Source organism: Ciceribacter sichuanensis, assembly GCF_024055605.1.
Taxonomy (GTDB): Bacteria; Pseudomonadota; Alphaproteobacteria; order Rhizobiales; family Rhizobiaceae; genus Allorhizobium; species Allorhizobium sichuanense.
In genome coordinates this window covers 210,237-234,045 of the sequence record NZ_JAMXLX010000006.1, presented here as the reverse complement: position 1 = coordinate 234,045, position 23,809 = coordinate 210,237, and the positions used below count along the sequence as shown (strand labels likewise).

General features: G+C 63.8%; 21 protein-coding genes. 9 read left to right on the top strand and 12 right to left on the bottom strand.

What is annotated here, in order from left to right:
* Positions 1-283: 283 nt before the first annotated feature.
* From NBH21_RS18450 to NBH21_RS18415, 8 genes are all read right to left on the bottom strand, one after another.
* Positions 284-1,006: an ABC transporter ATP-binding protein gene (locus NBH21_RS18450; RefSeq protein WP_250911741.1), complete on the bottom strand. Its 723-nt coding sequence runs from the start codon at positions 1,004-1,006 to the stop codon at positions 284-286.
* Between the two features lies 1 nt (position 1,007).
* Positions 1,008-1,754, bottom strand: a complete 747-nt coding sequence (locus NBH21_RS18445) for an ABC transporter ATP-binding protein (protein ID WP_250911742.1) — start codon at positions 1,752-1,754, stop codon at positions 1,008-1,010.
* Positions 1,755-1,756: 2 nt separating this feature from the next.
* On the bottom strand, positions 1,757-2,731 hold the full coding sequence (locus NBH21_RS18440; protein WP_250911743.1) for a branched-chain amino acid ABC transporter permease: 975 nt from the start codon (positions 2,729-2,731) through the stop codon (positions 1,757-1,759).
* Complete coding sequence (locus NBH21_RS18435; protein WP_250911744.1) at positions 2,728-3,606, bottom strand: branched-chain amino acid ABC transporter permease; 879 nt, start codon at positions 3,604-3,606, stop codon at positions 2,728-2,730. The genes NBH21_RS18440 and NBH21_RS18435 overlap by 4 nt, the downstream gene beginning before the upstream one ends.
* Before the next feature lie 93 nt (positions 3,607-3,699).
* Entirely contained in the window at positions 3,700-4,830 is a 1,131-nt protein-coding gene (locus NBH21_RS18430) for an ABC transporter substrate-binding protein (protein ID WP_250911745.1), read from the bottom strand.
* Positions 4,831-4,978: 148 nt separating this feature from the next.
* The gene (locus tag NBH21_RS18425; RefSeq protein ID WP_250911746.1) at positions 4,979-5,791 is read right to left on the bottom strand and encodes a shikimate dehydrogenase family protein; all 813 of its coding nucleotides are present in this window, start codon (positions 5,789-5,791) and stop codon (positions 4,979-4,981) included.
* Positions 5,792-5,900: 109 nt separating this feature from the next.
* Positions 5,901-6,785 carry an NAD-dependent epimerase/dehydratase family protein gene (locus NBH21_RS18420; protein ID WP_250911747.1) on the bottom strand — a complete coding sequence of 295 codons (885 nt, stop codon included), beginning with the start codon at positions 6,783-6,785 and terminating at the stop codon, positions 5,901-5,903.
* Complete coding sequence (locus NBH21_RS18415) at positions 6,782-8,527, bottom strand: FAD-dependent oxidoreductase (protein ID WP_250911748.1); 1,746 nt, start codon at positions 8,525-8,527, stop codon at positions 6,782-6,784. The genes NBH21_RS18420 and NBH21_RS18415 overlap by 4 nt, the downstream gene beginning before the upstream one ends.
* Positions 8,528-8,669: 142 nt before the next feature.
* Between NBH21_RS18415 and NBH21_RS18410 the strand changes: the two genes are divergently transcribed.
* Genes NBH21_RS18410 through NBH21_RS18390 form a run of 5 tightly spaced genes read left to right on the top strand, consistent with a single transcriptional unit; the run spans position 8,670 to position 13,831 of the window.
* Complete coding sequence (locus NBH21_RS18410; protein ID WP_250911749.1) at positions 8,670-9,767, top strand: Gfo/Idh/MocA family protein; 1,098 nt, start codon at positions 8,670-8,672, stop codon at positions 9,765-9,767.
* Positions 9,764-10,600: an IclR family transcriptional regulator gene (locus tag NBH21_RS18405; protein ID WP_250911750.1), complete on the top strand. Its 837-nt coding sequence runs from the start codon at positions 9,764-9,766 to the stop codon at positions 10,598-10,600. Before NBH21_RS18410 ends, NBH21_RS18405 begins: the two co-directional genes overlap by 4 nt.
* Before the next feature lie 59 nt (positions 10,601-10,659).
* Positions 10,660-12,402: an FAD-dependent oxidoreductase gene (locus NBH21_RS18400; RefSeq protein WP_250911751.1), complete on the top strand. Its 1,743-nt coding sequence runs from the start codon at positions 10,660-10,662 to the stop codon at positions 12,400-12,402.
* Complete coding sequence (locus tag NBH21_RS18395) at positions 12,399-13,010, top strand: NIPSNAP family protein (protein WP_250911752.1); 612 nt, start codon at positions 12,399-12,401, stop codon at positions 13,008-13,010. The genes NBH21_RS18400 and NBH21_RS18395 overlap by 4 nt, the downstream gene beginning before the upstream one ends.
* A gap of 2 nt (positions 13,011-13,012) precedes the next feature.
* Positions 13,013-13,831 carry a sugar phosphate isomerase/epimerase family protein gene (locus tag NBH21_RS18390; protein ID WP_250911753.1) on the top strand — a complete coding sequence of 273 codons (819 nt, stop codon included), beginning with the start codon at positions 13,013-13,015 and terminating at the stop codon, positions 13,829-13,831.
* A gap of 56 nt (positions 13,832-13,887) precedes the next feature.
* Here NBH21_RS18390 and NBH21_RS18385 read toward each other — a convergent pair whose 3' ends face one another.
* From NBH21_RS18385 to NBH21_RS18370, 4 genes are all read right to left on the bottom strand, one after another.
* The gene (locus tag NBH21_RS18385; protein WP_250911754.1) at positions 13,888-15,603 is read right to left on the bottom strand and encodes a dipeptide ABC transporter ATP-binding protein; all 1,716 of its coding nucleotides are present in this window, start codon (positions 15,601-15,603) and stop codon (positions 13,888-13,890) included.
* Positions 15,604-15,623: 20 nt separating this feature from the next.
* Positions 15,624-16,541, bottom strand: a complete 918-nt coding sequence (locus NBH21_RS18380) for an ABC transporter permease (RefSeq protein ID WP_250911755.1) — start codon at positions 16,539-16,541, stop codon at positions 15,624-15,626.
* A 2-nt stretch (positions 16,542-16,543) separates the two neighbouring features.
* The gene (locus NBH21_RS18375; protein ID WP_250911756.1) at positions 16,544-17,527 is read right to left on the bottom strand and encodes an ABC transporter permease; all 984 of its coding nucleotides are present in this window, start codon (positions 17,525-17,527) and stop codon (positions 16,544-16,546) included.
* A 102-nt stretch (positions 17,528-17,629) separates the two neighbouring features.
* A complete protein-coding gene (locus NBH21_RS18370; protein ID WP_250911757.1) occupies positions 17,630-19,261 on the bottom strand; it encodes an ABC transporter substrate-binding protein in 1,632 nt (543 codons plus the stop codon).
* Between the two features lie 190 nt (positions 19,262-19,451).
* On the opposite strand from NBH21_RS18370, the gene NBH21_RS18365 reads away from it, so the two are divergent.
* The 4 genes from NBH21_RS18365 to NBH21_RS18350 all read left to right on the top strand — a co-directional run bounded on the left by NBH21_RS18365 (position 19,452) and on the right by NBH21_RS18350 (position 23,709).
* Complete coding sequence (locus tag NBH21_RS18365) at positions 19,452-20,330, top strand: MurR/RpiR family transcriptional regulator (protein WP_250911758.1); 879 nt, start codon at positions 19,452-19,454, stop codon at positions 20,328-20,330.
* Complete coding sequence (locus NBH21_RS18360) at positions 20,317-21,135, top strand: N-formylglutamate amidohydrolase (protein ID WP_250911759.1); 819 nt, start codon at positions 20,317-20,319, stop codon at positions 21,133-21,135. The genes NBH21_RS18365 and NBH21_RS18360 overlap by 14 nt, the downstream gene beginning before the upstream one ends.
* Positions 21,136-21,149: 14 nt before the next feature.
* Positions 21,150-22,430 (top strand): NAD(P)/FAD-dependent oxidoreductase, encoded by a 1,281-nt coding sequence (locus tag NBH21_RS18355; RefSeq protein ID WP_250911760.1) that lies wholly within the window; start codon positions 21,150-21,152, stop codon positions 22,428-22,430.
* Positions 22,431-22,818: 388 nt separating this feature from the next.
* Positions 22,819-23,709 (top strand): substrate-binding domain-containing protein, encoded by an 891-nt coding sequence (locus NBH21_RS18350; RefSeq protein WP_250911761.1) that lies wholly within the window; start codon positions 22,819-22,821, stop codon positions 23,707-23,709.
* Positions 23,710-23,809: the final 100 nt, after the last annotated feature.

Genomic DNA, 23,809 nt, shown 5'->3' with positions numbered 1-23,809 from the left:
GCATTGCAGGCGTTGCTGTTATCGCCGGAAATGCTCCAAAGTCGAGAGCGATGAAACGAACAGGCCTGGGCGTGCACCGGGCCTCTTCGTTTGATCACAAAGATGGACAACCCCGTCACCCTCATGCTCGGGCCTGCCCCGTGCATCCGCACACGATTGATTCTGTTGACGTGGGTAGATCCTCGGGACAAGCCCGAGGATGACGGGGGAGAGACAGAAAAGGCCCGGTGACACATTCACCGGGCCTCTTCGCATCATACCCTGGGAGGGATTTCTAACGCCCTCAGGCGGCGTCCTCGATGTGGCCGCCGAGGAAGAGCTGGCCGACGCGGGGGTCCTTCAGTAGCGTATCGGCCTTGTCGAACATGCGGGTCTGGCCGAGTTCGAGGACGAGGCCGTAGTCGGACATGGCAAGGGCCGCCTTGGCGTTCTGCTCGACCATCAGGATGGTCACGCCCTGATCGCGCAGGCGGATCAGCGTCTGGAATACTTCCTGCACCAGATTGGGCGACAGGCCGATCGAGGGCTCGTCGATCAGGATCAGCTTGGGATCGAGCAGCAGGGCGCGGGCGATCTCCAGCTGCTTCTGCTGGCCGCCGGAAAGCTCGATCGCCTTCTGGTCCCTGCGCTGGCGCAGCATCGGAAACTGGTCCATCACCTCTTCCATACGCCGCTTCACCCGGGCCTGGTCCTTCGACGTGATGCCGCCAAGCTCGAGGTTATGCAGCACCGAAAGCTGCGGCACCACGTTGCGGCCCTGCGGCACATAGGTGACGCCACGGGCGATCATCTCCGCCGGAGACTTGCGCGTCACGTCCTCGCCATCCAGCAGGATCTCGCCCGAATGGATGCTCAGAAGCCCGAAGATCGCCTTGAACACCGTCGACTTGCCGGCGCCGTTCGGGCCGATCACCGTGGTGATCGACGCCTTGGGGATGTTGAACGAGGTTCCGTTGAGAATGGTGATGCGGCCGTAGCCGCCGGTGACTTTCTTCATCTCCAGCATGTCAGCCTCCAAGATAAGCGTCGATGACCATCTGGTTCGACCGGATCTCGTCCGGTGTCCCCTCGGCGATAACCTCGCCCTGCGCCAGCACGATGATGCGCGTGCAGAGCGACATGACGAACTCCATGTTATGTTCGATGACGACGAAGGTCGTGCCGTGCTCGCGGTTGTAGGTGATCAACCGTTCCTTCAGATGCCCGAGCATGGTGAGGTTCACGCCGCCCGCCGGCTCGTCGAGAAGCACGATGCCGGGACCGGCCATGAAGGCCATGGCGGCATCCACCAGCTTCTGCTGTCCATAGGAAAGCGAGCCCGCCGCCGTATCGCGATAAGGCGTCAGGCGGAAGAACTCGATCAGCTGCTCGGCCTTTTCGGTGAGGCCCGCATCCGGCTTGCCGAACAGGCGCGAGAGTATCGAGCCCTCGTGCTCCTGGCCTGCAAGAATGACGTTGTCGAGAACGCTCATCTTCGGGAAGACCGAAAGCTGCTGGAAGGTACGGCCGACGCCCATCAGCGACAGGTCCGCCGGACGCACGCCGTCGGTGGACTTGCCGTTGATCTCGCAGTGGCCCTCGCTCGGGCGCAACTGGCCGAGAATGCAGTTGAACAGGGTCGACTTGCCGGAGCCGTTTGGCCCGATCAGGCCGAGGATCTCGCCCTTCTGAACCTCGAAGCTCACCCCGTTGACGGCGCGGATGCCGCCGAAGCGCTTGGAGATGTTGTGGACGGAGAGGATGGGTGCGTTCATGTTCACAGCTGTACCCCCTGTTGCAGGTCGCGGCGGGCCTCATGCCGGGGCTTCAGCTTTTCCGCGATACGCTGGCCGAGGCCGATCAGGCCGTTCGGCGAATAGACCATCAGCACGATCACCATGGCCGCGTAGATGATGAGGTAATAACCCTCGGTGAAGCGCAGCACTTCCGGCAGCAGGATGACCACGGCAGCGCCCAGCATCGGGCCGAAGAAGAAGCCGGAACCACCGACCACCACCATCAGCAGAAGCTTCAGGGAATGGATGAGCGCGAAGCTGCCGGGCTCGATGAACTGCACCAGCGGTGCCTGCAGCGCGCCAGCCAAACCGCCAAAGGCGGAGCCGATGGCGAAGGCGAGCAGCGTCTGGCGGCGGATCTTGAGGCCGAGGCTTTCGGCCCGGACCGGGTTTTCCCGGAGCGCCTTGAAGGCGCGGCCCCAGGGCGAACGCAGGATCCACCACAAGACGAAGGCCGCAACGAGGAAGCAGGCCAACGAGAAATAGTAGAAGGCCATGTTGCTGTCGGTGGCGAGACCGAAGAAGGACGGACGCTCCATGCCCGAAAGCCCGAAGGAGCCGCCGGTAATCTCCTCCTCGTTGCGCAGCACCAGGAACAGCAGCGTGTTGAAGGCAAGCGTCACGAAGGCGAGGAAGTGGTGCTGCACGCGCAGCGCCGGATAGCCGAGCACGAGGCCGACGGCGAAGCTTGCGGCAATCGAGATGATCGCGGCAAGGCCCCAGTGGATGCCAGCAAGCGTCATCAGCGAGGTGATGTAGGCGCCGATGCCCATGAAGGCCGCCTGTGCGAGGCTGACCTGACCGGCATAGCCGAGCGTCAGATTGAGCCCCATGGCGGCGATGGAGAACAAGAGCCACGAGCAGAGCGTGTAGACGATGTAATTGCCCTGGCCGATGGGCGCGACGAGCAGCGCCGCGATGCCGAGGACGAGAAGTACGGGTTGAAGACGGGTCATACGGTTCTCCCTTCCGGGGTGCCGAGCAGGCCCTGCGGGCGCAGCAGGATGATGGCGATGAGCAGGATAAGCGGCATGGCCGAGCGGTATTCCGCCGAGATGTAGACGGCGGATAAGTTGTCGATCACCCCGATCAGCAGGCCGCCGACCAGCGCGCCGCGGATCTGGTTGAAGCCGCCGACGATGGCCGCGATGAAGGCGACGAGGCCGAGCGTCTCGCCATTGGAGAACTTGGCGAGGTAGATCGGCGAGATCAGCACCGAGGCGATGGTGGCGAGCGCCGCATTGATGAGGAAGGTATAGAGCACCATGCGCTTGACGTTGACGCCGAGGATTTGGGCGACCGCCGGGTTCTGGGCGCTCGCCTGCATGCAGCGCCCGGTGCGGGTGCGGTTGAGGAAGAGCTGCAGCCCACCGATCGCCAGCATGGAAACGACGAGGTTGCCGATGTCCTGAACGGACACGCTGGCGCCCGCGACGTGATAGACCGTCTGCGGGAAGATCGCCGGAAACGGCTGGGCGGTGGCGCCGTAGAATTCCTTGACGCTTTCCTTCATCAGCAGGCCGAGCGCGATGGTGGCGATGACCAGCGGCAGGGTGCCATGCAGCAGCATCGGTTCGACGATCAGCCGCTTGAAGGCCACGCCGAGGATCAGGAGCGATAGCGCCAGCGCCAGAAACACCGAGGGCCATAGCGGCAGGCCGAAGACGGTCATGCCGACGAGCACGAAGAAGGCCGGCAGCATGACGAACTCGCCCTGGGCGAAGTTGATGGTTTGCGACGCCTGCCACAGCAGCGTGAAACCGACCGCGGCCAGCGCATAGATGGAACCGGCGGCAAGGCCGGAGATGAGAATCTGGATAAGCTCGGCCATGGGTTCGTCCTCAGGGGCTGGTGGTCGGCTTTGTGAAAGCTTTTGGATCAGAGCCGGCGGCACAGGCCGCCGGCAGGGGTTCATTTACCCGGATCAGTTCGGAGGAAGGATCGCGTCAACAACCTGCTTGCCGTTCTCGACCTTCACGAAGAAACTCTCGCGGGACATTTCGCCGGTCTCGTCCCAGCTCACGTCCATGAGAACGCCGGGATATTCGGAGGCCTTCAGCGTCAGGCCGTGCAGCTTTTCGGCAATGGCCTTGCTATCGGGGCTGCCGACGAGTTCGGTGGCGTATTTGAGCGTCCAGGCGGCGGTATAGCCCTTGATGGCGTTATGGTCAGGCGTGTACTTGAACTCGGACTTGAAGCGTTCGACCATTTCCTTGAGCCCCGGAATATCGGCGTCGGGCGTCAGGCCGACATGGCCCATGGCGCCGTTGGCCGCATCGCCGGCAAGCTCGATCACCTTGTGGCCGATCAGCGTGGTTTCGCCGACCAGCGGCTTGTCGAGACCCTGCTTGCGGGCTTCGCGCAGGAAGCGGGCGCATTCTTCTTCCGTGTAATAGACGAAGAACGCTTCGGCGCCGGAGTTCTTCAGCTTCAGCACGTCGGCGGAGAAATCAGCCTGCGCCTGTTCGGAAGGCACATCGACGACAATTTCCAGACCAGCCTTCTGGGCTTCATCGAGGAAAGCCTGATGGCCGCCCTTGCCGAATTCGGTATTGGCCCAGGCCACGCCGACCTTCTTCACGCCCATCTTCTCGACCATGTATTTGACGAGCTTCGGCACGCCCTTCTGGGAGCCGAAAGCGGTGCGGAAGATGTAGGGGTTGCCCTTGGCGGTGATCGACGGGGCTTCCGAGCCGGTGAACTGCGGAATGCCATACTGCTTGGCGACCATCATGTTCACCACGGTCGATGACGAAAACACGGTGCCCATGATGGCATAGACTTCATCGTCGATCGCCTTCTGCACCATGGCGCGGGAGACCTGCGGATCGGTCTGGCTGTCATATTCGATGATCTTCACCGGCTCCTTGAGAATGCCGCCGGCGGCGTTGATCTCCTCGAAGCCCATCTTCACGCCGTCGCGGAAATTGGTGCCGGCGGCAGCGCCCGGCCCGGACAGCTCCACGATCGAGCCGACCTTCAGTTCGGCCAGTGCCGGTGCGGCGGTGCAGGCCACAATAATTGCGGCTGTAGAAAGCAGTTTCCTGATCATCATCTTCCTCCCGTGAATGATCGTATCAAAAATCCGATAGCTGTCCTCATGACGGCTTCTCGGAATACGGCCGCCCCGAACTCCTCCCCGGGGTCGCCATTTCTCTCAGTCCCTTTCCACCGATGCGAACGCCGCATCGGCAGCAGATCCATCATGCCTCTATCGAACGCACGCCCATCAGCAGTTCGGCGAGCAGGACGGCCTGGGCGTTGAACATTCCCGATCCCGGCATTGTGCCGCATCCGGCAGCCCGGGCGGCGGCGATCAGTGGCGGCACGGCAGGACGCGTCACCACATCGGCGACGAACTGCTCCGATGTCAGGAACTCCGTCTGGACGGGCAGGGGGTCGCCTTCGCGCATGCCGAGCGGCGTCGCATTGGCGACCAGCGCAAAGCCGCGCGGATCCGTGCTGCCGGCGCGCGCCTTACCCGGAAAGGCTTCGTTCAGCCGGGCGAGAAGCGCATCGCGCTTTGCCGTGTCTATATCGTGGAGCGCAAGCTCGGAGGCACCGCGCGCGAGAATTTCGTAAGCGATGGCGGAGCCCGCCCCGCCTGCGCCGACCAGCAGCGCCGGCTTGCCGGAAACATCGAAGCCTTCCGCCGCGATGCCATCGAGATAGCCATGGCCATCGGTCGCGTCGCCGATCCACTCATTGCCGTCGCGGATCATGATGTTGACCGCGCCGGATGCCTTGGCGCGGGCCGAAACGCGGGCGCAGAAGGCAAGGCAGGAAACCTTGTGGGGAACGGTGACGATGATGCCGTCGACATTGCGCATGGCGCCAGCCTGCGCCAGCCAGCCCGGCAGATCCTCCGGCAGGATGTCGATCGGCACGACCATGCCGTTGAACCCCCTGTCCGCCATGATGCCGCTCAGGGATGCCGGCGATTTCACCTGCCCGATGGGATGGCCGACGATCGGAAAGATCCGGGTCTCTCCATCGACCTTCAACTGCTGCGTCATGCTTTCCTCCCAAGGCGCGGGCCAACGCTCGCCCGGCCGCTTCGATTGTAGACAGAACCACGGTCCATACGACCGGGAAATGGATGATGGGGCCGAAACATTGGACGATTCATTGAACGGCCCTCGCCGAAAGTTCGGCCAGCGTCTGCGCAATGCCTGCGGCAATTCCCGTCGAAGGCTGCGCGCCGAGAAAAGCCGGCACCGGATCGGAAGCCAGATCGGCGGGAATGCGCAGCGGCTTGCCGCTGACGGTGATGCCGTTCCAGCCGGACTGGCGGGCAAGCTCGCTGACGAAATCGCCCATCTCGGCGGTATCGCCCGCCATGGTCAGAACGGTCGCGCCCTCCAGCGGCCGGGTCATGGCCGCCGTCAGCATGCGCGCCACGTCATCCACATGAACGAAGCCGACGCGGCCGGAAAAGCGGATTTCCGCCGGTTTTCCCGCGACTGAGGCGGCAATCGCAATCGATGGTCCCGCGGCAATGCCGGCGCTGATGCCGGGGCCGTAGACGATATAGGGGCGAAGTCCGAGGCTCGGCACGCCGTAATCCAGATGCCATGCCCGCGCCACGCCCTCGATGGCGAGCTTGGTTGCGCCATAGACCGTCATCGGCCGTGGATGCACGGCGTCCTGTGGGCCGAAGACACCCGCCGTGCTGAGATAGGCGACCGGCAGCCGGGCCGCTTTCGCCGCCTCGAAGACATTGATGCTGCCGATCAGATTGACCCGCGTGGCGAGCGCCGGATCGCGGGCGCAATCGACCGTCATCAGGCCGACGAGATGGACGATACCGCTGCATTGCTTCGCCGCGGAGCAGACAGCGGCCGCATCGGTGATATCGCCGAAGACGATCTCGACATTGGCCGCGAGCGGCAGAAGCTCGGGGCGCGGCGCAAGGTCGAAGATCCGCACCTGATGGCCGGCCTTCAGCAGCGCCGCGACCGTGCGAAGGCCGACGAACCCCGCGCCGCCGGTAACGAGGATCCGGCTCATGCCGCTTCTCCCCGGCCAGCTTCTCCCCGACGGGCCGCCGCCGCGCGCTGCGCCGCATGACGGGCCGCGATGGCGCCGAAAACGATGGCCGGGCCGACGGTGATGCCGGGACCGGGATAGACGCCCCCCATGATCGACTGCAGATCGTTGCCGCAGGCATAGAGCCCTTCGATGATGGAACCGTCGTCCCGAAGAAGCCGGGCGTTCTCGTCGCCCACCAGCCCCGTCGCCGAGCCGATATCGCCCGGCCAGAGCTTCACGGCATAATAGGGTGCGGTCTCAAGCGCGCCGAGCGTCTGGTTCGGCCCATGGGTCGGGTCGCCGTTCGCCTTTTCATAGACGGTCGTGCCGCGGGCGAAATCGGCGTCGACGCCGGTCTTCGCATAGGCGTTCATGCGGGAAACGCTGTCCTTCAGGCCGTTGGCATCGATGCCGAGCTTGCGGGCGAGTTCATCGAGCGTTGCGCCCTCTGTCAGGTAGCCATCGGCAAGGTATGGCTTGATGTTGGCACCGCCGGGCCGGATCATGCCCATGCCATAGGTCTTCAGCGCCTTTGCATCGGCGATCAGATAGGTCGGCACGTGGCTGCCATCCTTGTTGGTCGCATACATGGCCGAGACGAACTGGTGGTAGCTGGTGCTTTCGTTGACGAAGCGCCGGCCGTCGCGTCCGACCGAAATGATGCCCGGCTTCGACCGGTCGAAGACGAAGTGCGGGAAGACTGCCATCGAACCATCCGGCCGACGACGATGCGACACCGGCGCCCAGAAGCAGGGCTGCGCCGAGGTGGTTCCGTGGTGAGCACCGGCGGCAAAGGCGAGATCGTGCAGCGCGCCGGTATGGCCGGGAGCGGACGGACTGAATTCGGGTGCCGGATGCGGCAGCTTTTCCGTGCGCATCTTCGGATGGCGCGAAAAGCCGCCAGAGGCGAGCACGACACCGCCCGTCACCGTGATCCGCTTGTCGATGCCCTTCTGGCGCAGGGTCACGCCCGTCACGCCGTTCTTGTCCGTGACGAAGGCGGTCGTTTCGGTCTCGGTCAGGATGTCGACGCCGAGCTTTTTGGCGGTCAGCAGCATCCGGCCGATCAGGGCGTTGCCCATCAGAAGGCGAGGATCGCGGCCATGGCGCATCTTGCCGAGATAGTAGCGACCGATCAGTCGCGCCGAGTAGACGGCGGATTTCAGCGACTTGCCCATCTTCATCAGGTGGCCGATATCGTCGCGGTCGATCATCATGCCGCCGAGAATGGTGAATTCCGGGATCGGCGGGCGGATGAGGGCAAGATCGGCCCCGAGCTCGCCGGCTTCGAAGGGTGTGGGTTCCAGCGCCCGGCCGAAAGACGTAGCACCCTCCAGTTCATAGAGATAGTCCGGGTGGAAGGGGCGGGGGCGGAAGTGGACGTCCGTTTTGTTTTCCAGCGTCTCCACGACCTCGGGTCCCGCCGCAAGAAATGCTTCCCTGAGCACCTTCGGGCTGCGGTTTCCGACCGCGCGATCGAGGAAGCCCGAAACCTTCTCGCGGCTGTCATCGGCGCCGATGGCGCGGGAATGGCGGGTGAGCGGTATCCATGTGGTCGCGGCGGAAAAGGCAGTCGTGCCGCCGAGATATTCCGTCCGCTCGACCAGCAGGACGCGCATGCCCTCGAGCGCAGCAAAGACGGCGGCGGACATGCCGCCTGCTCCTGCGCCGAGCACGACAACATCATAGGTCTGCCCGACCTCAGCCAACGCTTTTCGCATGCGGTTCTCCTCCCCGAGATCCCAAACAACTGCTGTTCTGGAGCTGACAATTGCAAAAAGTGGAAAATGATTCAAGAATAAAAATTAGTTCCATTTTCTTTTTTCGTCTGCTATCCGTCGAAACAGGATCGGGGAGGATCACATGCCGCAGACAATCGACATTGCCGTCATCGGTGCAGGCGCTATCGGCCGTACACACATCGATACGCTGGCGCGTATGCCGGGATTTCGCCTGTCCGCGATCGTCGATCCGATGCCCTCGGGCGCAAGCCTTGCGACCTCGCTCGGCCTGCCGGTTTTCCCGAACGCTGCCACCCTGATCGATTCGGGCGTGGCCAGGGCCGCCATCGTCGCAACGCCCAACGAGACGCATCTTCCGGTCTCCGAAGCGCTGCTGCGGGCCGGAATGCCCGTGCTTCTGGAAAAGCCCGTTGCGGAAAGCCTGACCTCCGCACTTCGCCTGATCGCGGTTGCAGAGGAGACCGGCGTTCCGCTGCTCGTCGGCCATCACCGGCGGCACAATCCGATCATCCGCAAGGCGCATGAAGCGATCCGGGCGGGCAGGATCGGCGATCTCGTGATGGCCACGGTGACCTGCTCCCTTGCAAAACCCGCCACCTATTTCGAGGCGGCGTGGCGCCGCATGCCGGGCGCTGGTGGCCCGCTTCTCATCAATCTCGTGCACGAGATCGACCTTTTACGTCACTTTTTCGGCGAGATATCCACGGTTCAGGCAATCGCCAGCAATGGATGCCGGGGCTTCGCCGTGGAGGATACGGCAGCCGTCTGCCTGAGCTTTGCCGGCGGCGGGCTTGCGACGCTGTGCATCTCGGATGCGGCGACCGGCCCCTGGGCCTGGGACCTGTCGGCCGGTGAAAACATGGTGCGTTTTCCCGCCCATCCCGTGACCGCGCATCATTATACCGGCAGCTGCGCCGGCCTTTCCCTGCCGGACCTGACGCTGTGGGAACCGGAGGGAGAACCGGACTGGACGCGCAAGCTGCATCCGACGAAGCTCGCCATCGAAGCTGCCGATCCCTACGAGGCCCAGCTTGCCCATTTCGCAGCCCTGATCCGCGAAGGCGGAGCACCGCTCGTCTCGGCGCGGGATGCGACGGCAAACCTCATCGTACTCGATGCAATCGGCAAGGCGGCCGCAACCGGACGCGCGGTTTCGGTTGACCTTTCGCCTCTGGATGGCATTAGTGGAACCGTATTCAACAACGGAATCGGTCCATGAGCAGCGTCCTCGAAAAATCCCTCGCCATCATCGAACTCCTTGTCGATCACCCGACCGGGCTGCCTGTCTCGGCCATCGCATCGGCGACCGACCAGCCCGTCAGCGGCGTGCATCGCACGCTGCAGGAACTGGGGCGGCTCGGTTATGTGCGGCAGGTGCAGGCGCAGGGCGACTATGCCCTGACCATCAAGCTGCCGGCCATGGGGCTCGGCTTCCTTGGCCGCGCCGGCATCACCGATGTCGCGCAGCCGGTGCTCGATGCGCTGGCGACCCGCTCGGGCGAGCTGATCCGCCTTTCGGTGATCGATGGCGATCGGCTGATCTGGGTGGCGGTGGCGCAGGGTGCGACCCGCGGCCTTCGCTACGATCCGGGACAGGAGCAGGGCGTGGTGGTACACCTCGCCAGCTCTTCGGGCGGCAAGGCATGGCTTTCGACGATGAGCGACGACGAAGCGCTTTCCCGGGTGGCCGCGCAGGGCCTGCTGCGGCAGGCGGAAGGCACGGGGCCGAATGCGCCGCGCAGTCTGACGCTGCTTCTCGAACAACTGGCGGAAGCCCGCGCACGCGGCTACGCCACGGCGGTCGACAGCTACATCGCGGGCATGGCCGCGATGGCGGTGCCTGTCCGCTATCACGCGAATGGCCCTGTTCTCGGATGTCTTTCCATCGCCGGTCCGGCGGTGCGCATGACGGCCGAGCGCATGGCGGAACTGGCTCCGGCGCTTCAGGCGGCGGCGGCAGAACTGGGAGAGGCGGCCGCCGGGTCGCAATATTTTCAAGCAATCGTGAAGGCCGTGGAACCGGCTCCCGCGACGGATCGCAAGACCGCGTAAGCGGCCTGCCGTTCCATCGCAGGGATGTCCCTACGTCACGTGCCCTCGAGTGGGGATGAATGGAACGGCAATCGATACGCACCCTCGGGTGCGATGTACTGGTCATCGGTTCGGGCGCGGCGGGATTGGCCGCCGCAGTGACCGCCGCGCATTTCGGCCTGAAAGTCGTCGTGGCGGAAAAGGAGGCTCAGTTCGGCGGCACGTCTGCCTGGTCGGGCGGCTGGCTTTGGATCCCGCGCAATCCGCTGGCGCGGGCGGCCGGCATCGAAGAGGCCCCCGAAGGGCCGATGGAATATCTGCGCAGCGAGCTTGGAAACCGCGCTTCGGACCCCCGGCTCTCCGCCTTTCTCCGCAACGGGCCGGAGATGGTCTCCTTCTTCGCCGCAAACACCGCCGTCCGCTGGATCGACGGCAATCGCGTCCCGGATTTCCACGAGACGCCCGGTTCGGTGAAAGGCGGCCGTTCCGTCTCCGCCCTGCCTTACGACGGGCGCGAACTCGGCGAGTGGGTGAAGAAACTGCGGCCGCCGCTCGATGTCGCAAGCCCCTTCGGCATGGGGATCGCAAGCGGCGCGGACATGACGCATTTTTTCAATGCGTCGCGCAAGCCGGGTTCGGCCTTGCATGCGATGAAGCGTCTTGCCCGGCATTTTCGCGACCTCGCCGTCCATCGCCGCGGCATGCATCTGGTCAACGGCAACGCGCTCGTCGCCCGGCTGATGCGCTCCGCGCTCGATCTCTCCGTCACCCTGATCGACAGCGCCCCTGCGATCGAACTTCTCCGCGACGGCGACCGCATCACCGGCGCGCGGCTTGCCACATCCGGCGGCGATACCGTGGTGCAGGCGGCGCGCGGCGTGGTGCTGGCAACCGGCGGCTTTCCGCACGATCCCGCCCGGCTCGATGCGCTGGCCACCCAGGCAGGCGGCGGTGAGGGGCATTTTTCCGCCGCTCCCCGCAGCAATACCGGCGACGGCCTGCGGCTCGGGGAAAAGGCGGGCGGCGCGGTGGCGGACGATCTTGCCTCGTCAGTGGCGCTCGCCCCGGTATCTGTGGTGCCGCGCCCGGATGGAACAACGGCGCATTTCCCCCATCTCGTGGAGCGCGCCAAGCCCGGCATCATCGCGGTCACGCCGGAAGGCAGGCGCTTCGTCAGCGAGGCGGATAGCTATCACGACTTCATGAAGGCACTGATCCTGGCAACGCCTGCGGGTCGTCCGCCCATCGCATGGCTGATAGCCGACCACACAGCGCAGCGCCGCTGGGGGCTCGGCTGGTCGAAACCCTTTCCCTTTCCCGTCGGTCCGGCGATCCGCTCCGGCTATCTCAGGACCGGACGAACGCTTGGCGAACTCGCCCGCGCCTGCGGCATCGACGCACAGGCTCTCGAAGAGACCGTCCACGCCTTCAACGGCTATGCCGCGCGCGGCGAGGACCCGGATTTCCATCGCGGCCGCTCGGTCTACAACCGGGTGCAGGGCGATGCTGCGCACGGCCCCAATCCGTCGCTCGCCCCGCTCGACCATGGACCGTTCTACGCCGTGAAGATCGTGCCCGGTTCGCTCGGCACCTTCGCCGGTCTCGTGACCGATCCGGCCGCGCGGGTGCTGGATGGCGCGGGCCAGCCCGTGCCCGGCCTGTTTGCCGTCGGCAACGACATGTCTTCGGTCATGGGCGGAAACTATCCATCCGGCGGCATCACGCTCGGTCCGGGCATGACCTTCGGATACATCGCCGGCCGCATTCTGGCCGGCCAGCCCGTCGAGGGCATCGAAATCGCTTCAAAGGAGGAAACGGCATGAACCTTTATGAACTTGCAACGCTCGACACGGTGATCTTCGGCGCCGGCAAGGCAGCGCCCGCCATCGAGGCCTGGGTGAAGGAAGGCAAGGGGCGGCTCTGCGGCGCCTGGGGCACGGATATCGGCACGCTGAACCGCGTGTTCGTGCTGCGCGCCTTCGACAGCCTCGAAGATCTCTATGCCGAACGCGAGCGTGCACTCCGCAGCGACAATCCGTTCGGCTGCGTCGAGCATCTGGTTTCGCTCGACATGCAGAGCTACCGCGCGCTGGACTTCTTGGCCCCGGTGGAGCCTGCCGCCCACGGCCCGATCTACGAATTCCGCACCTACCGGACGAAGATCAACGGCATCGTGCCAACCATGGGCAAGTGGGCCGACGCCGTGCCGGAGCGCGAGGCCTATTCCAAATTGACGGTCGCCATGTACGGTCTCGACGGAGAGCCGCGCCTGACGCAGATCTGGCCCTATGAAAGCCTCGCCGCCCGCTCGGAGGCACGGGCGAAATCCGTCGCCGACGGCAAGTGGCCGCCGAAGGGCGGACCGGACTGGCTGACGCCCGACATGACCAGCCAGATCGCCCTACCGCTGTCCTTCTCGCCGCTGAAATGACCATGCACGCGCTGTCTCTCGCGTTCCTGACGACCTTCGAGGTCGGTCCCGTCGAAGCCGTGCGCATCGCGGCCAAAGCCGGCTACCAGATGGTCGGCCTGCGCATCCTGCCCGCCGCAGCCAGCGGCGAGCCGGCCTATCCTCTGCTGACGGATGAAAACGTGCTGAAGGAGGTGCGTTCGGCACTTGCCGATACCGGTGTTTCCGTCGGCGATGTCGAAATCATCCGCCTCAAGGCCGAAAACGACTGGGATCTCTTCGCCCGCTTCTGCGAACGTTGCGAGGCGCTCGACGCCCGGCATGTGCTGGTCGCCGGCGACGATACCGACCGGGCGCGGCTCACCGAGAGCTTCGTCCGCTTCTGCGAACTTGCCGGCCGTCATCGTCTGACCGCCGATCTGGAGTTCATGCCCTGGACCGCCGTTCCGGACCTGAAGGCTGCCCTCTCCATCGTCGAGGCGGCGGGCCATGAAAATGGCGGCGTGCTGGTCGATGCGCTGCATTACGACCGGTCCGCCACGACGCTGGAGGAAATCGCAGCACTGCCGCGGGGCAGGGTCAACTATGTCCAGTTCTGCGACGGAGCCGTGCCCTACGATCCGAGCGACGAGGGGCTGATCCGCATCGCCCGGGGCGAGCGTCTCTTTCCCGGAGAGGGCGGCATTGATCTTCTCGGCCTCGCCCGCGCCATCCCGAAGGACGTGACCGTCAGCGTCGAGATCCCGCACCGGGCGCTTGCCGAAAAGGTCGATGCACTCGGCCGGGCGGAAATGGCCATCGCCGCGACGCGGGCAATCCTGAGAGCCGCGGGGCATCTGTAAGGCCACGCTTATCATCGAAGGGGCGGCATCTCGCGTGCCGCCCCTTCTGTCGATTTTCAAAGACGCGGCATCAGCCGGAGAAGCTCTTTCGTGTAGCTGTGCTGCGGGTTCGAGAAGAGCGCTTCGGTTTCGGCAACCTCGCAGAGCTTGCCATGGCGCATGACGGCGATGCGGTCGCACATCTGGCGCACCACCGGCAGGTCGTGGCTGATGAAGAGCATGGTCAACCCCAGCCATTCCTGCAGGTCCTTCAACAGGTTCAGGATCTGCGCCTGGATGGAGACATCCAGCGCCGAGGTCGGCTCGTCGCAAATCAGGAAGCGCGGGCGCGTTGCAAGCGCGCGGGCAATCGAGATGCGCTGGCGCTGGCCGCCGGAGAATTCATGGGGGAATTTGCGGCCGGCATCCTGCCCCAGACCAACGAGGTCGAGGAGATTGGCGACGATGATGTCGCGCTCGCGCCTGTCCGGCGCCAGTCGGTAATGCTCGATAGGCTCGGCGATGATGGCATCGACGCGCATACGCGGATTGAGCGACGAATAGGGATCCTGAAAGATCATCTGGATCTGCCGGCCGAATTCGCGGCGGCCGTCCTGACCGCCCAACGCCTTGCCGTCGAAATTGATCGAGCCTGCGGATTCCCGGTAGAGCCCGGCCAGAACGCGCGCGACCGTGGATTTGCCGCTGCCGGATTCGCCGACGAGACCGAGCACTTCTCCATTCTTCACGTCGAGGGTGAAATCCTTGACGGCATCGAAATAGCGCCGCCGGCGGGGAAAGACCGAACGGTGGGTGATAAAGCGCATGCCGAGATCGTTCATTTCGACGAGGGGTGTCGAACGGACGGTCCGCTCCGGAGAGGTCGCGCTGCCGCCCTGTCCGAGCCAGTGGCTACGCACATCGAACTGCGGCGCGGGCTGGCCCGAACCTTCGATGAAATCGACGCGCGGGAAGCGCTCGAGCTTGATATCGGCCCGTGGCACCGCGCCGATCAGGCTTTTGGTGTAGGCATGGGTGGGCGCGTGGATGATTTGCTGCGTCTCGCCGGTTTCCACCACGCGACCGCGATACATGACGGCGACGCGGGTCGCGGTCTCGGCGATAACGCCCATATCGTGTGTGACGAGCAGCACGCCGGCATTGCGCTCGGCGGCCAGCCGCTTGATGAGATCGAGGATCTGCGCCTGCACTGAAACGTCGAGCGCCGTCGTCGGTTCGTCGGCGATGATGAGGTCGGGATCGGTGCAGAGCACCAGCGCGATGACCACACGCTGCCGCATGCCGCCCGAGAACTGGTGCGGATACTGATCCATGCGGTGTTCGGCATCGCTGATGCCGACCTTTTCCAGCAATGCGATCGCATCGCGCCGCGCCTGATCGGCGCTGACGGAACGATGGGTGCGGATGGTCTCGGTCAGCTGCCGGCCGATGGTGTAGAGCGGATTGAGGCTGGTCAGCGGATCCTGAAAGATCATCGAGATGCGCTTGCCGCGAAGGCGGCGCATCGCTTCCGAACCGAGATTGTCGATCCGCTCGCCGTCGAGTTCGATCACACCTTCGGCAATCCGGCCCGGCGCGTCGAGCAGGCCCATGATGGCGCTGCCGATGGTCGACTTGCCGGCGCCGGATTCGCCCACCAGACCGAGGATTTCGCCGTGACGGATCTGTAGCGCCACGTCCTCGACGGCGACAAAGGTCTTCAGGCGTCCGGGATATTCGACCTTCAGGCCCTTGATGGCGAGAAGAGGGGGCTTTGCGTCCGTTTCCTGCATGGATGAGGTCCCTTCCGCAGTCATCGCAATTTCGGGTCGAGCGCGTCGCGCAGCCAGTCCCCGAGAAGGTTAACGGACATGACGAGCAGGGCGAGCGTCAGGCCGGGGAAGATCACGATCCAGCGCTCCCCGGAGAAGAGGAAGTTGTTGCCGATCCGGATCAGCGTGCCGAGAGACGGCTCGGTCGCCGGCATGCCGACGCCAAGGAAGCTCAGCGTCGCCTCGCCGAGGATCGCCACGCCGAGATTGATCGTTGCAATGACCAGAACCGGGCCGAGCACGTTGGGCATGACATGCTTCAGCATGATGACGATGGCCGGCCGCCCGATGATGCGCACCGCCTGCACGTATTCGCGGTTCTTCTCCACCATGGTGGAGGCCCGCACGGTGCGCGCCACCTGCGGCCAGATCGACAGCGCCAGCGACAGGATGATGACGAAAAGCGCCAGCTGGTCGTGCTGTTCGCGTGGGAGGATAACGCGGCTGATGCCGTCGATCAGAAGCGCCACCATGATCGCCGGGAAGGTCATCTGGATATCGACCACCCGCATGATGAAGCCATCGACAAAGCCGCCGAGATAACCGGCGAGAAGGCCGAGGATCAGGCCGATGGCGACCGCCAGCCCGACGGCGATGAAGCCGACGGCGATCGAGGTGCGGGTGCCGTAGAGAATGGCCGACAGCAAGTCGCGGCCTTGGTCGTCGGTCCCGAGCAGGAAGGTCCAGTCGCCGTCTTCCTGCCAGACCGGCGGGATCAGCGAGTTCATCAGGTCGACGGTTGCCGTATCGAAGGGATCGTGCGGCGCGATCCATGGCGAAAGCAGCGCACAGAGGATCAGGATGGCCGCAACAATGGCGGCGCAGACCGTTAGCGGCGAGGTGAGGAACTTGTAGAGCATGTCGCTCTTGATGGAGCTGGCCAGTCGTCCGGCTGCCATGGTCAGTGCCCTCCCGAAGCGTTATCGGCGCGAAGGCGCGGATCGACGGCGTAATAGAGAAGGTCCACGATCAGGTTGATGATGACGAAGATCGCCGCCACCAGCAGCAGGTAGGTGGACATGATCGGAATGTCGGCCGTGGAGATCGCCTGCAGGAAGAGGAGGCCGATGCCCGGCCACTGAAACACGCTCTCGGTGATGATGCCGAAGGCGATGATAGAGCCGAGCTGAAGGCCGGCGATGGTCATGACCGGAACCAGCGTGTTCTTCAGCGCATGGCCGAAATGGATGGAGCTGTTGCGCAGCCCTCTGGCTCTGGCGAACCTGATGTAGTCGGCGCGCAGCACCTCCAGCATTTCCGAGCGGATGAGGCGCATGATGAAGGTGAGCTGGAACAGGCCGAGCGTAAAGGCCGGCATCAGGATCGACTTCCATCCCGAGACGCTGAGCAGGCCGGTGGACCACCAGCCGAGCTCTACGACATCGCCGCGGCCGAAGGTGGGAAGCCAGCCGAGTTCGACGCCGAAGACGAGGATCAGCATGATGCCGATGAAGAAGGTGGGCAACGAAACACCGGCGAGCGAGACGATCATGAGGGTGCGGCTCAGCCAGCTTTTCGGATGAAGGCCGGTATAGACACCCATCGGCACGCCGAGCACGGAAGCCATGATGAGGGCCATGAAGCTGAGTTCCAGCGTCGCCGGCAGCCGCGTGGCGAGCAGGGTGTCGACCGGCTGCCCCATCTGGTAGGAAAGACCGAAATCGCCCTGCAGGATGCGGCCGACGAAGGTGACGAACTGCACCGGCACCGGATCGTTCAGCCCGAGCTGCTGGCGAAGTTCGGCGCGCTCGGTAAGCGACGTCTCCTGTCCCACCATCTGGGCCACGGGGTCGCCGATATAGCGGAACATCAGAAAGGCGATCAGCGCCACGGCCAGCATCACGATGGCCGACTGCAAAAGCCGTCGAAGCAGGAAAGAAAACATCGGGCACCAGAATGTCCGTAGGGAGAAGGCGGATCGGCGTCTCCTCCGGCGGAAAACACGGACAGGACACGGGCTTCCCGCGTCCTGTCCGGATGACAGAAGTTACTTCTTTATCTCAACGTAGCGCCAGTCGAAAACATCGTCCGGACGCTGCTTCAGCTCGACACCGTCGCGCACGCCCCATGCGATCCACTGCTGGTGCAGCGGCAGATAGGCGATGTCGTCGGTGGTGATCTTCCAGGTTTGCTTGATCAGCGCGTTACGCTTGTCCTGATCCGTTTCCAGGAGGATCTGGCCGGCGAGCTTGTCGACTTCCGGGTTGCAATAGCCGCCGTAGTTGGACTTGCCGTTCGACACCTTCTCGCGTTCGCCTTCCTGCCATGCGGCGGCTTCCGGCGAAACGCGAGGGCACACATGCAGCGAGTTGATCGGAGCAAGGCTGTCGAAGCTCGGCGGCGTGGAACCGATCAGGCCGACGCTGAAGTCGAGCTTCGGCGCGAAGACCTTTTCGAAGAACTTCGACTTGGTCTGGGCGTTGAGCTTAACCTTGACGCCGATCTTGGCCCACATGTTGGTGACCGCGACGCAGATCGCCTCGTCATTGACGTAGCGGTCGTTCGGGCAATCGAGGCCGAGTTCGAAGCCATCGGGATAGCCGGCTTCGGCCAGCAGGGCCTTGGCCTTTGCCGGATCGTATTCGAGACGCTTGAAGTCCTCGCTGAAGCCGTTGATGCCCGGCGCCACCATCAGGGCCGAAGGCGTGGACATGCCGCGCATGACCTTCTTCTTGATGGTCTCGATGTCGATGCCGCGATAAAGCGCCTCGCGGACGCGATGGTCCTTGAGCGGGTTCTTGCCCTTGATGTTCGAATAGAGCAGTTCGTCGCGGAACTGGTCGAGGAACAGATAGACGGTGCGCAGTTCCGGCCCGACGATCATGTGGGTGCCTTCGGACTGCTCGACGCGGTCGATATCCTGAACCGGAACCGGGAAGATCACGTCCATCTGGCCGGAAAGAAGGGCTGCGACGCGGGTCGCGGCATTCGGGATGGGCGTGAACACCACATCGGTCACATTGTCCGTGCGGCCGGCATTGCCCCACCAGTCTGCATTGGCGGAAAGCGTCGTCTTGATGCCGGGTTCGCGGGCGTCGAGCTTGAATGGGCCGGTGCCGTTCTCGTGCAACGTGGTGTAGGCTTCCTCGCCGGTGCCGGCCTTCTGCGGCCCGCCGACCTTGTTCTTTTCGGCCCAGCTCTTCGACATCATGTACCAGTTGCCCCACTGGTAGTGAATGATCGGGTTCGGCGTGGTGGTGATGAAGTCGACCGTGTAGTCGTCGACCTTCACGACCTTGGTGTCGGGCGCAAGGCGGTTCTTGAAGTCGGAGGCGCCGGCGCGGACGCGATCGGCGGAATAGAGGACGTCGTCGGCCGTAAAGGCGCTGCCGTCGTGGAACTTCACGTCCTTGCGCAGATGGAAGCGCCAGCGGGTCGGCTCGACCATTTCCCAGCTTTCGGCAAGCGCCGGCTGGATCGAAAGGTCGGGAGCGCGGCGAACGAGACCTTCATAGATGTTGCCGAGGAAGCCGGAGGTGAAGGTTTCGTCAATCGTATAGGGATCGAGCGAGGTTATATCGCCCTGGGAAGAGAACCGCAGGGTTTCCGCGCCGGCATGAAGTGCGGTGGCGCAAAGCAGAGATGCCGTCACAAGGCTGAAGCGAAGTTTCTTTCCCACGTTTTCGTGTCCCCTGATTGTCGTTTGCCAGCTCCAGGGCCTGCATCTCAGATCGTGCAAGCTTTCTGGAAAGTCGGATTTCATAGTATGACAACTTGAACAAGCGTCAACGGATTTCTGTAGCAAATTATATCAAATGACGTTGTGAACTTAGAAAATCTATCATATTGTACAGAAACAGAGGTGAGGCATGACGATCAAGGACAGGTTGACGGGCGGTGAGCTGAAGCTGACTGGCGCCGAGACCAGGGTAGTGCGTACATTGCTGGCGAATTACCCATCCGCGGGCCTCACGACCGTTGCCGGTTTTGCGCAACGCGCCGGCGTCAGCGTTCCGACCGTCCTCAGGCTCGTCACCAAGCTGGGTTTCAGCGGTTACGCCGCCTTTCAGGACGTGCTGATCGACGAGGTCAGCGAAAAGCTCAATTCGCCGCTTTCCATGTTCGACGACCGGAGCGCCGGCGAGCCCGGGGCCGGCGTCTATGCGGACTTCATGCGCAATCTCGCAGGCGCCCTGCATCAGGCCGCCGACGATTTTCGCGAGGCCGAATTCGAGGCCATGCTGGACCTGCTCGGCGACGAGCGTTCGACGATCTATTGCGTCGGCGGACGGTCGAGTTCGACGCTGGCGTTGCGGCTGTCGCTGCTTCTGGCTCAGGTCAGGCCGAATGTCTTCCATATCGGCAATGAATCCGTCCGGCTCTTCGACCGGCTGGCCGACTTCAACAGCCAGGTGACGCTCGTCGTCTTCGATTATCGCCGCTATCAGGCCGATGTCGTGGAATTCGCCAAGCTCGCCCGGGAAACGCGCGCCCGCATCGTGCTGTTCACCGATCGCTGGCTTTCCCCGATCAGCAATTTTGCCGATCGGGTTCTCGTTTCGCCGGTCGAAAGCCTTTCGGCCTTCGATACCCGCGTCGTCGCCTTCGCCCAGTGCGAGGCGATCATCGCCGCCCTTTCCAAACGCAACCCTGACCGCGTGCGCGAACGTCTTTCGGTGATCGAGGACCTGCGCAAGAAGGGCAATGCGCATCTCCATCGGATCGAACACAAGAATGACGACGAATGACAGGATGAAAACTCCGGTTGCCGACGCAAGCTGGCTGCCGGAAATCATCAATCCGGAGGGGCGCTTTCCCTGCATGATCGTGTGCGATCATGCGAGCAGCCGCGTTCCCGCCGCCTATGACAATCTCGGGCTCGACCCCGCCGATCTCGAAAAGCATGTCGGCGTGGATATCGGTATCGCCGAAGTGGTGCGCGAACTCGCCCGCCTTCTGGATGCGCCGGCGGTGCTGTCTCCCACCTCGCGCCTGCTGGTGGATTGCAACCGCTGGATCGAGGACAGCCGCTGTTTCCTGACGGAAAGCGACGGCATCGTAATTCCGGGCAACCAGAATCTCAGCGCCGCCGACCGGGAGGAGCGGCTGGAAGCCTATTTCTGGCCCTATCACGGCGAGGTTCACCGGGTTCTCACCGGTCTCGTCGAGCGCGTCCGGCACCCGCTGTTCCTTTCTCTCCACAGCTGCACGCGCCAGCTTGGCGGCGGATCGCTGCGCGACATGGATGGCGGCACGATCTGGCATGAGAACAGGGTGTTTTCCGATGCGCTGATTGCGCAACTGAGCGAAGAGACCGGGCTGGTGATCGGTGACAACGCACCCTATTCCGGCATCGGCGGCACCTTCTCCATCGATTATCACACATGGGGAAGCGGTCTTCCCGCCTGCGGACTGGAAATCGTCAACGACCTTCTCCTGACGCAGCAGGGGCGCTCGCTCTGGGCCGAGCGCCTTGCCCGCGCTGTCAAAGCCATAGTCCACCAGTCCATGACGCCGGCGAAGCTGCCGGCTCGTGAAAGCGTTTCTCTCTGAGAAAGGTCAAAACCATGCCGATCCGGGGTATCCTCTACGAAGCGACGGCGGCTCCGGCTCCGGCCACCACGTCGCTCGCCGGCAATCACGATGCCGACTTCGTAGTGATCGGCGCGGGGTATACCGGCCTGACGGCCGCCATTCACGCGGCATCCAGGGGCGTGAAGACCATCGTTCTCGAGGCGCAAGGTCCGGGCTTCGGCGGCTCGGGCCGCAATCATGGCCACTGTGTGCCCATTCTCGGCTTCATCAATGCGAAATCGGCCGTGGAGCGGCTGGGGCAGGAGCGCGGCCAGCGCTTCACCGGCATGCTGGTCAATTCCGGCAAGACGGTCTTCTCGCTGATCGAGAAATACGGGATCGACTGCGAGGCTGCGCCGACAGGCGCGCTGCAGCTTGCCCACAGCCCGGCGACCGTCGACCAGCAGAAACGCCAGTATGAGGCCTATGCAAAACTGGGTATCGAAGGCGTCTGGCTCGACCGGGACAAGGCCGTCGCCATGACCGGCTCCGAAGCCTTCCACGGTGGCTGGGTGCACCCCGACGGCGGTCACCTCAACCCGCTCGCCTATGCGCGCGGGCTGGCGCGCGCCGCAATCGGCGAAGGTGCCGAGATCTACACGAGTTCCCCGGCCATCTCGCTTGCGCGGGAAGGCGATGCCTGGCGCGTGACCTGCCCATCGGGCACCGTGCGCGCCCGCCGTGTCGGCATCGCCACCAATGCCTATACCGACCGGCTCCTGCCGCCGCTCGGGCAATCCTATTTCATCATGACGTCCTATGCGCTGGCGAGCGAGCCGCTCGATCCGGCCATTCGCCGCAAGATCCTGCCGGGCAACCAGAGCCTCGGCGACACCCGGCCCGATGTGCGCTACCTGCGCTTCGACAAAGACAACCGGATGATCGTCGGCGGTCTGGTCGAGACGATCCGCGGCCGCAATGTCGGCTGGACGGAGGGCCATATGCGCAAGCGCTTTGCCGCCGCCTTCCCGGAACTTGCCGGTGTGAAATGGGGGTGGTACTGGTCCGGCAAGCTCGCGATCAACATGGACCGGCAGCCGCATCTCTACAATCCGGCGGAGGGCCTCTACGCGCTGGTCGGCTATTCCGGTCGCGGCGTGCCGACGGCAACCGCTCTCGGCGAGGTTCTGGGCGAAGCCGGAACCGGCGTTCCGGCCGCCGACCTGCCGATGGAGATCGCAGAGGTCAGGCGTCTCCTGCCGGCCCCGCTTCTCTCGGCCGTGGTGCCGCGCTTCCGCGGGCCCATCAACCGCATCCGCTCCATCCGGGGCTGAGGCGACAATCTCTCCGGGAAGCAGGCGGGCGACGACCGAAGGTTATCCACCGCTCTGCCGATGCCACCTTTTGCCGCAGCGGAGCGTCACACCTGCCGGGCAGGGCTCTCGCGTGGATATCCATGCGTTGTCGCAAGACGTCATAATCCCGATCAAGGCACTGATAAGACGTGATTTTAGAGATTGATTGCGCGACCGCCATCGCCAAGGCGGCGGCTGGATCAGCGTCACAAAACTTTCCATATTGCAACGCATGAATTTACGCGCAAGGATTTTAAAGTTGACGCACGGAAAGTTTAATGGTTGATAAGGCGCATCAGCTGGTAAGGGAGGCCGCCAGTCTTGATGACCACGCCAACTGGTCTCTTGCATCAACAGGGAGGAAATCATGTCCATTTCTCGCATCGCCAAGTCGCTCCTCGTCTCTGCCGCTTTCACCATGGCCGCAGTCGCAGCGCAGGCGGAAGGCATCGGCGCTTCGCTGCTGACGCAGCAGCATCCGTTCTATAACGAGCTGGCCAAGGCCATCACCGAAGAGGCGAAAGCCAAGAACGTCAAGCTCGAGATCTCGATCGCCAATCAGGACCTGAACAAGCAGCTGGCCGATATCGAAGACTTCATCGTCAAGGGCGTCGACGTCATCATCATGTCGCCGGTCGACAGCAAGGGCGCTCTCGCCGCCGTCAAGCGCGCTGAAGCAGCCGGCATCAAGGTCATCACCGTCGACGTTCCGGTCGAAGGCACCCAGGTTGCCTCCTACATCGGCACCGACAACTATGCCGGCGGCGTCAAGGCCGGCGAACTGATGGCCGAACAGCTCGGCGGCAAGGGCAATGTCGCCATCATCGACTACCCGCTGGTGCAGTCGGTGGTGAACCGCGTCAACGGCTTCAAGGAAGCCATTGCCAAGTTCCCGGATATCAAGATCGTTTCGATCCAGACCGGCATCACCCGCGCCGAAGCCCTGGCAGTTGCCCAGAACATGCTGCAGGCCAACCCGGATATCGCCGGCATCTTCGGCTTCGGCGACGACGCAGCGCTTGCTGCAGCCGTTGCAGTCAAGTCCGCGGGCCTGACCGGCAAGGTCAAGGTCATCGGCTTCGACGGCATGCCGGAAGCAATCGCCGCCGTCGATAACGATCCGGATATGGTCGGCGTCATCCAGCAGTTCCCGGACCAGATGGGCAAGCTCGCCGTCGATAGCGCCGTGAAGCTCGTTGCCGGCGAAACGGTACCGGCCGACCAGCCGATCGTTCCGGGCGTCTACGTCAAGAAGTAACCTTTACCGAAACGCCTCCCAAGGCACCTTGTCCCCTCGGGGGCAAGGACCGCTCGGTTGCCGGCGGCTCGAACTCCTTTTCGAGCCGCCGGGCACGACG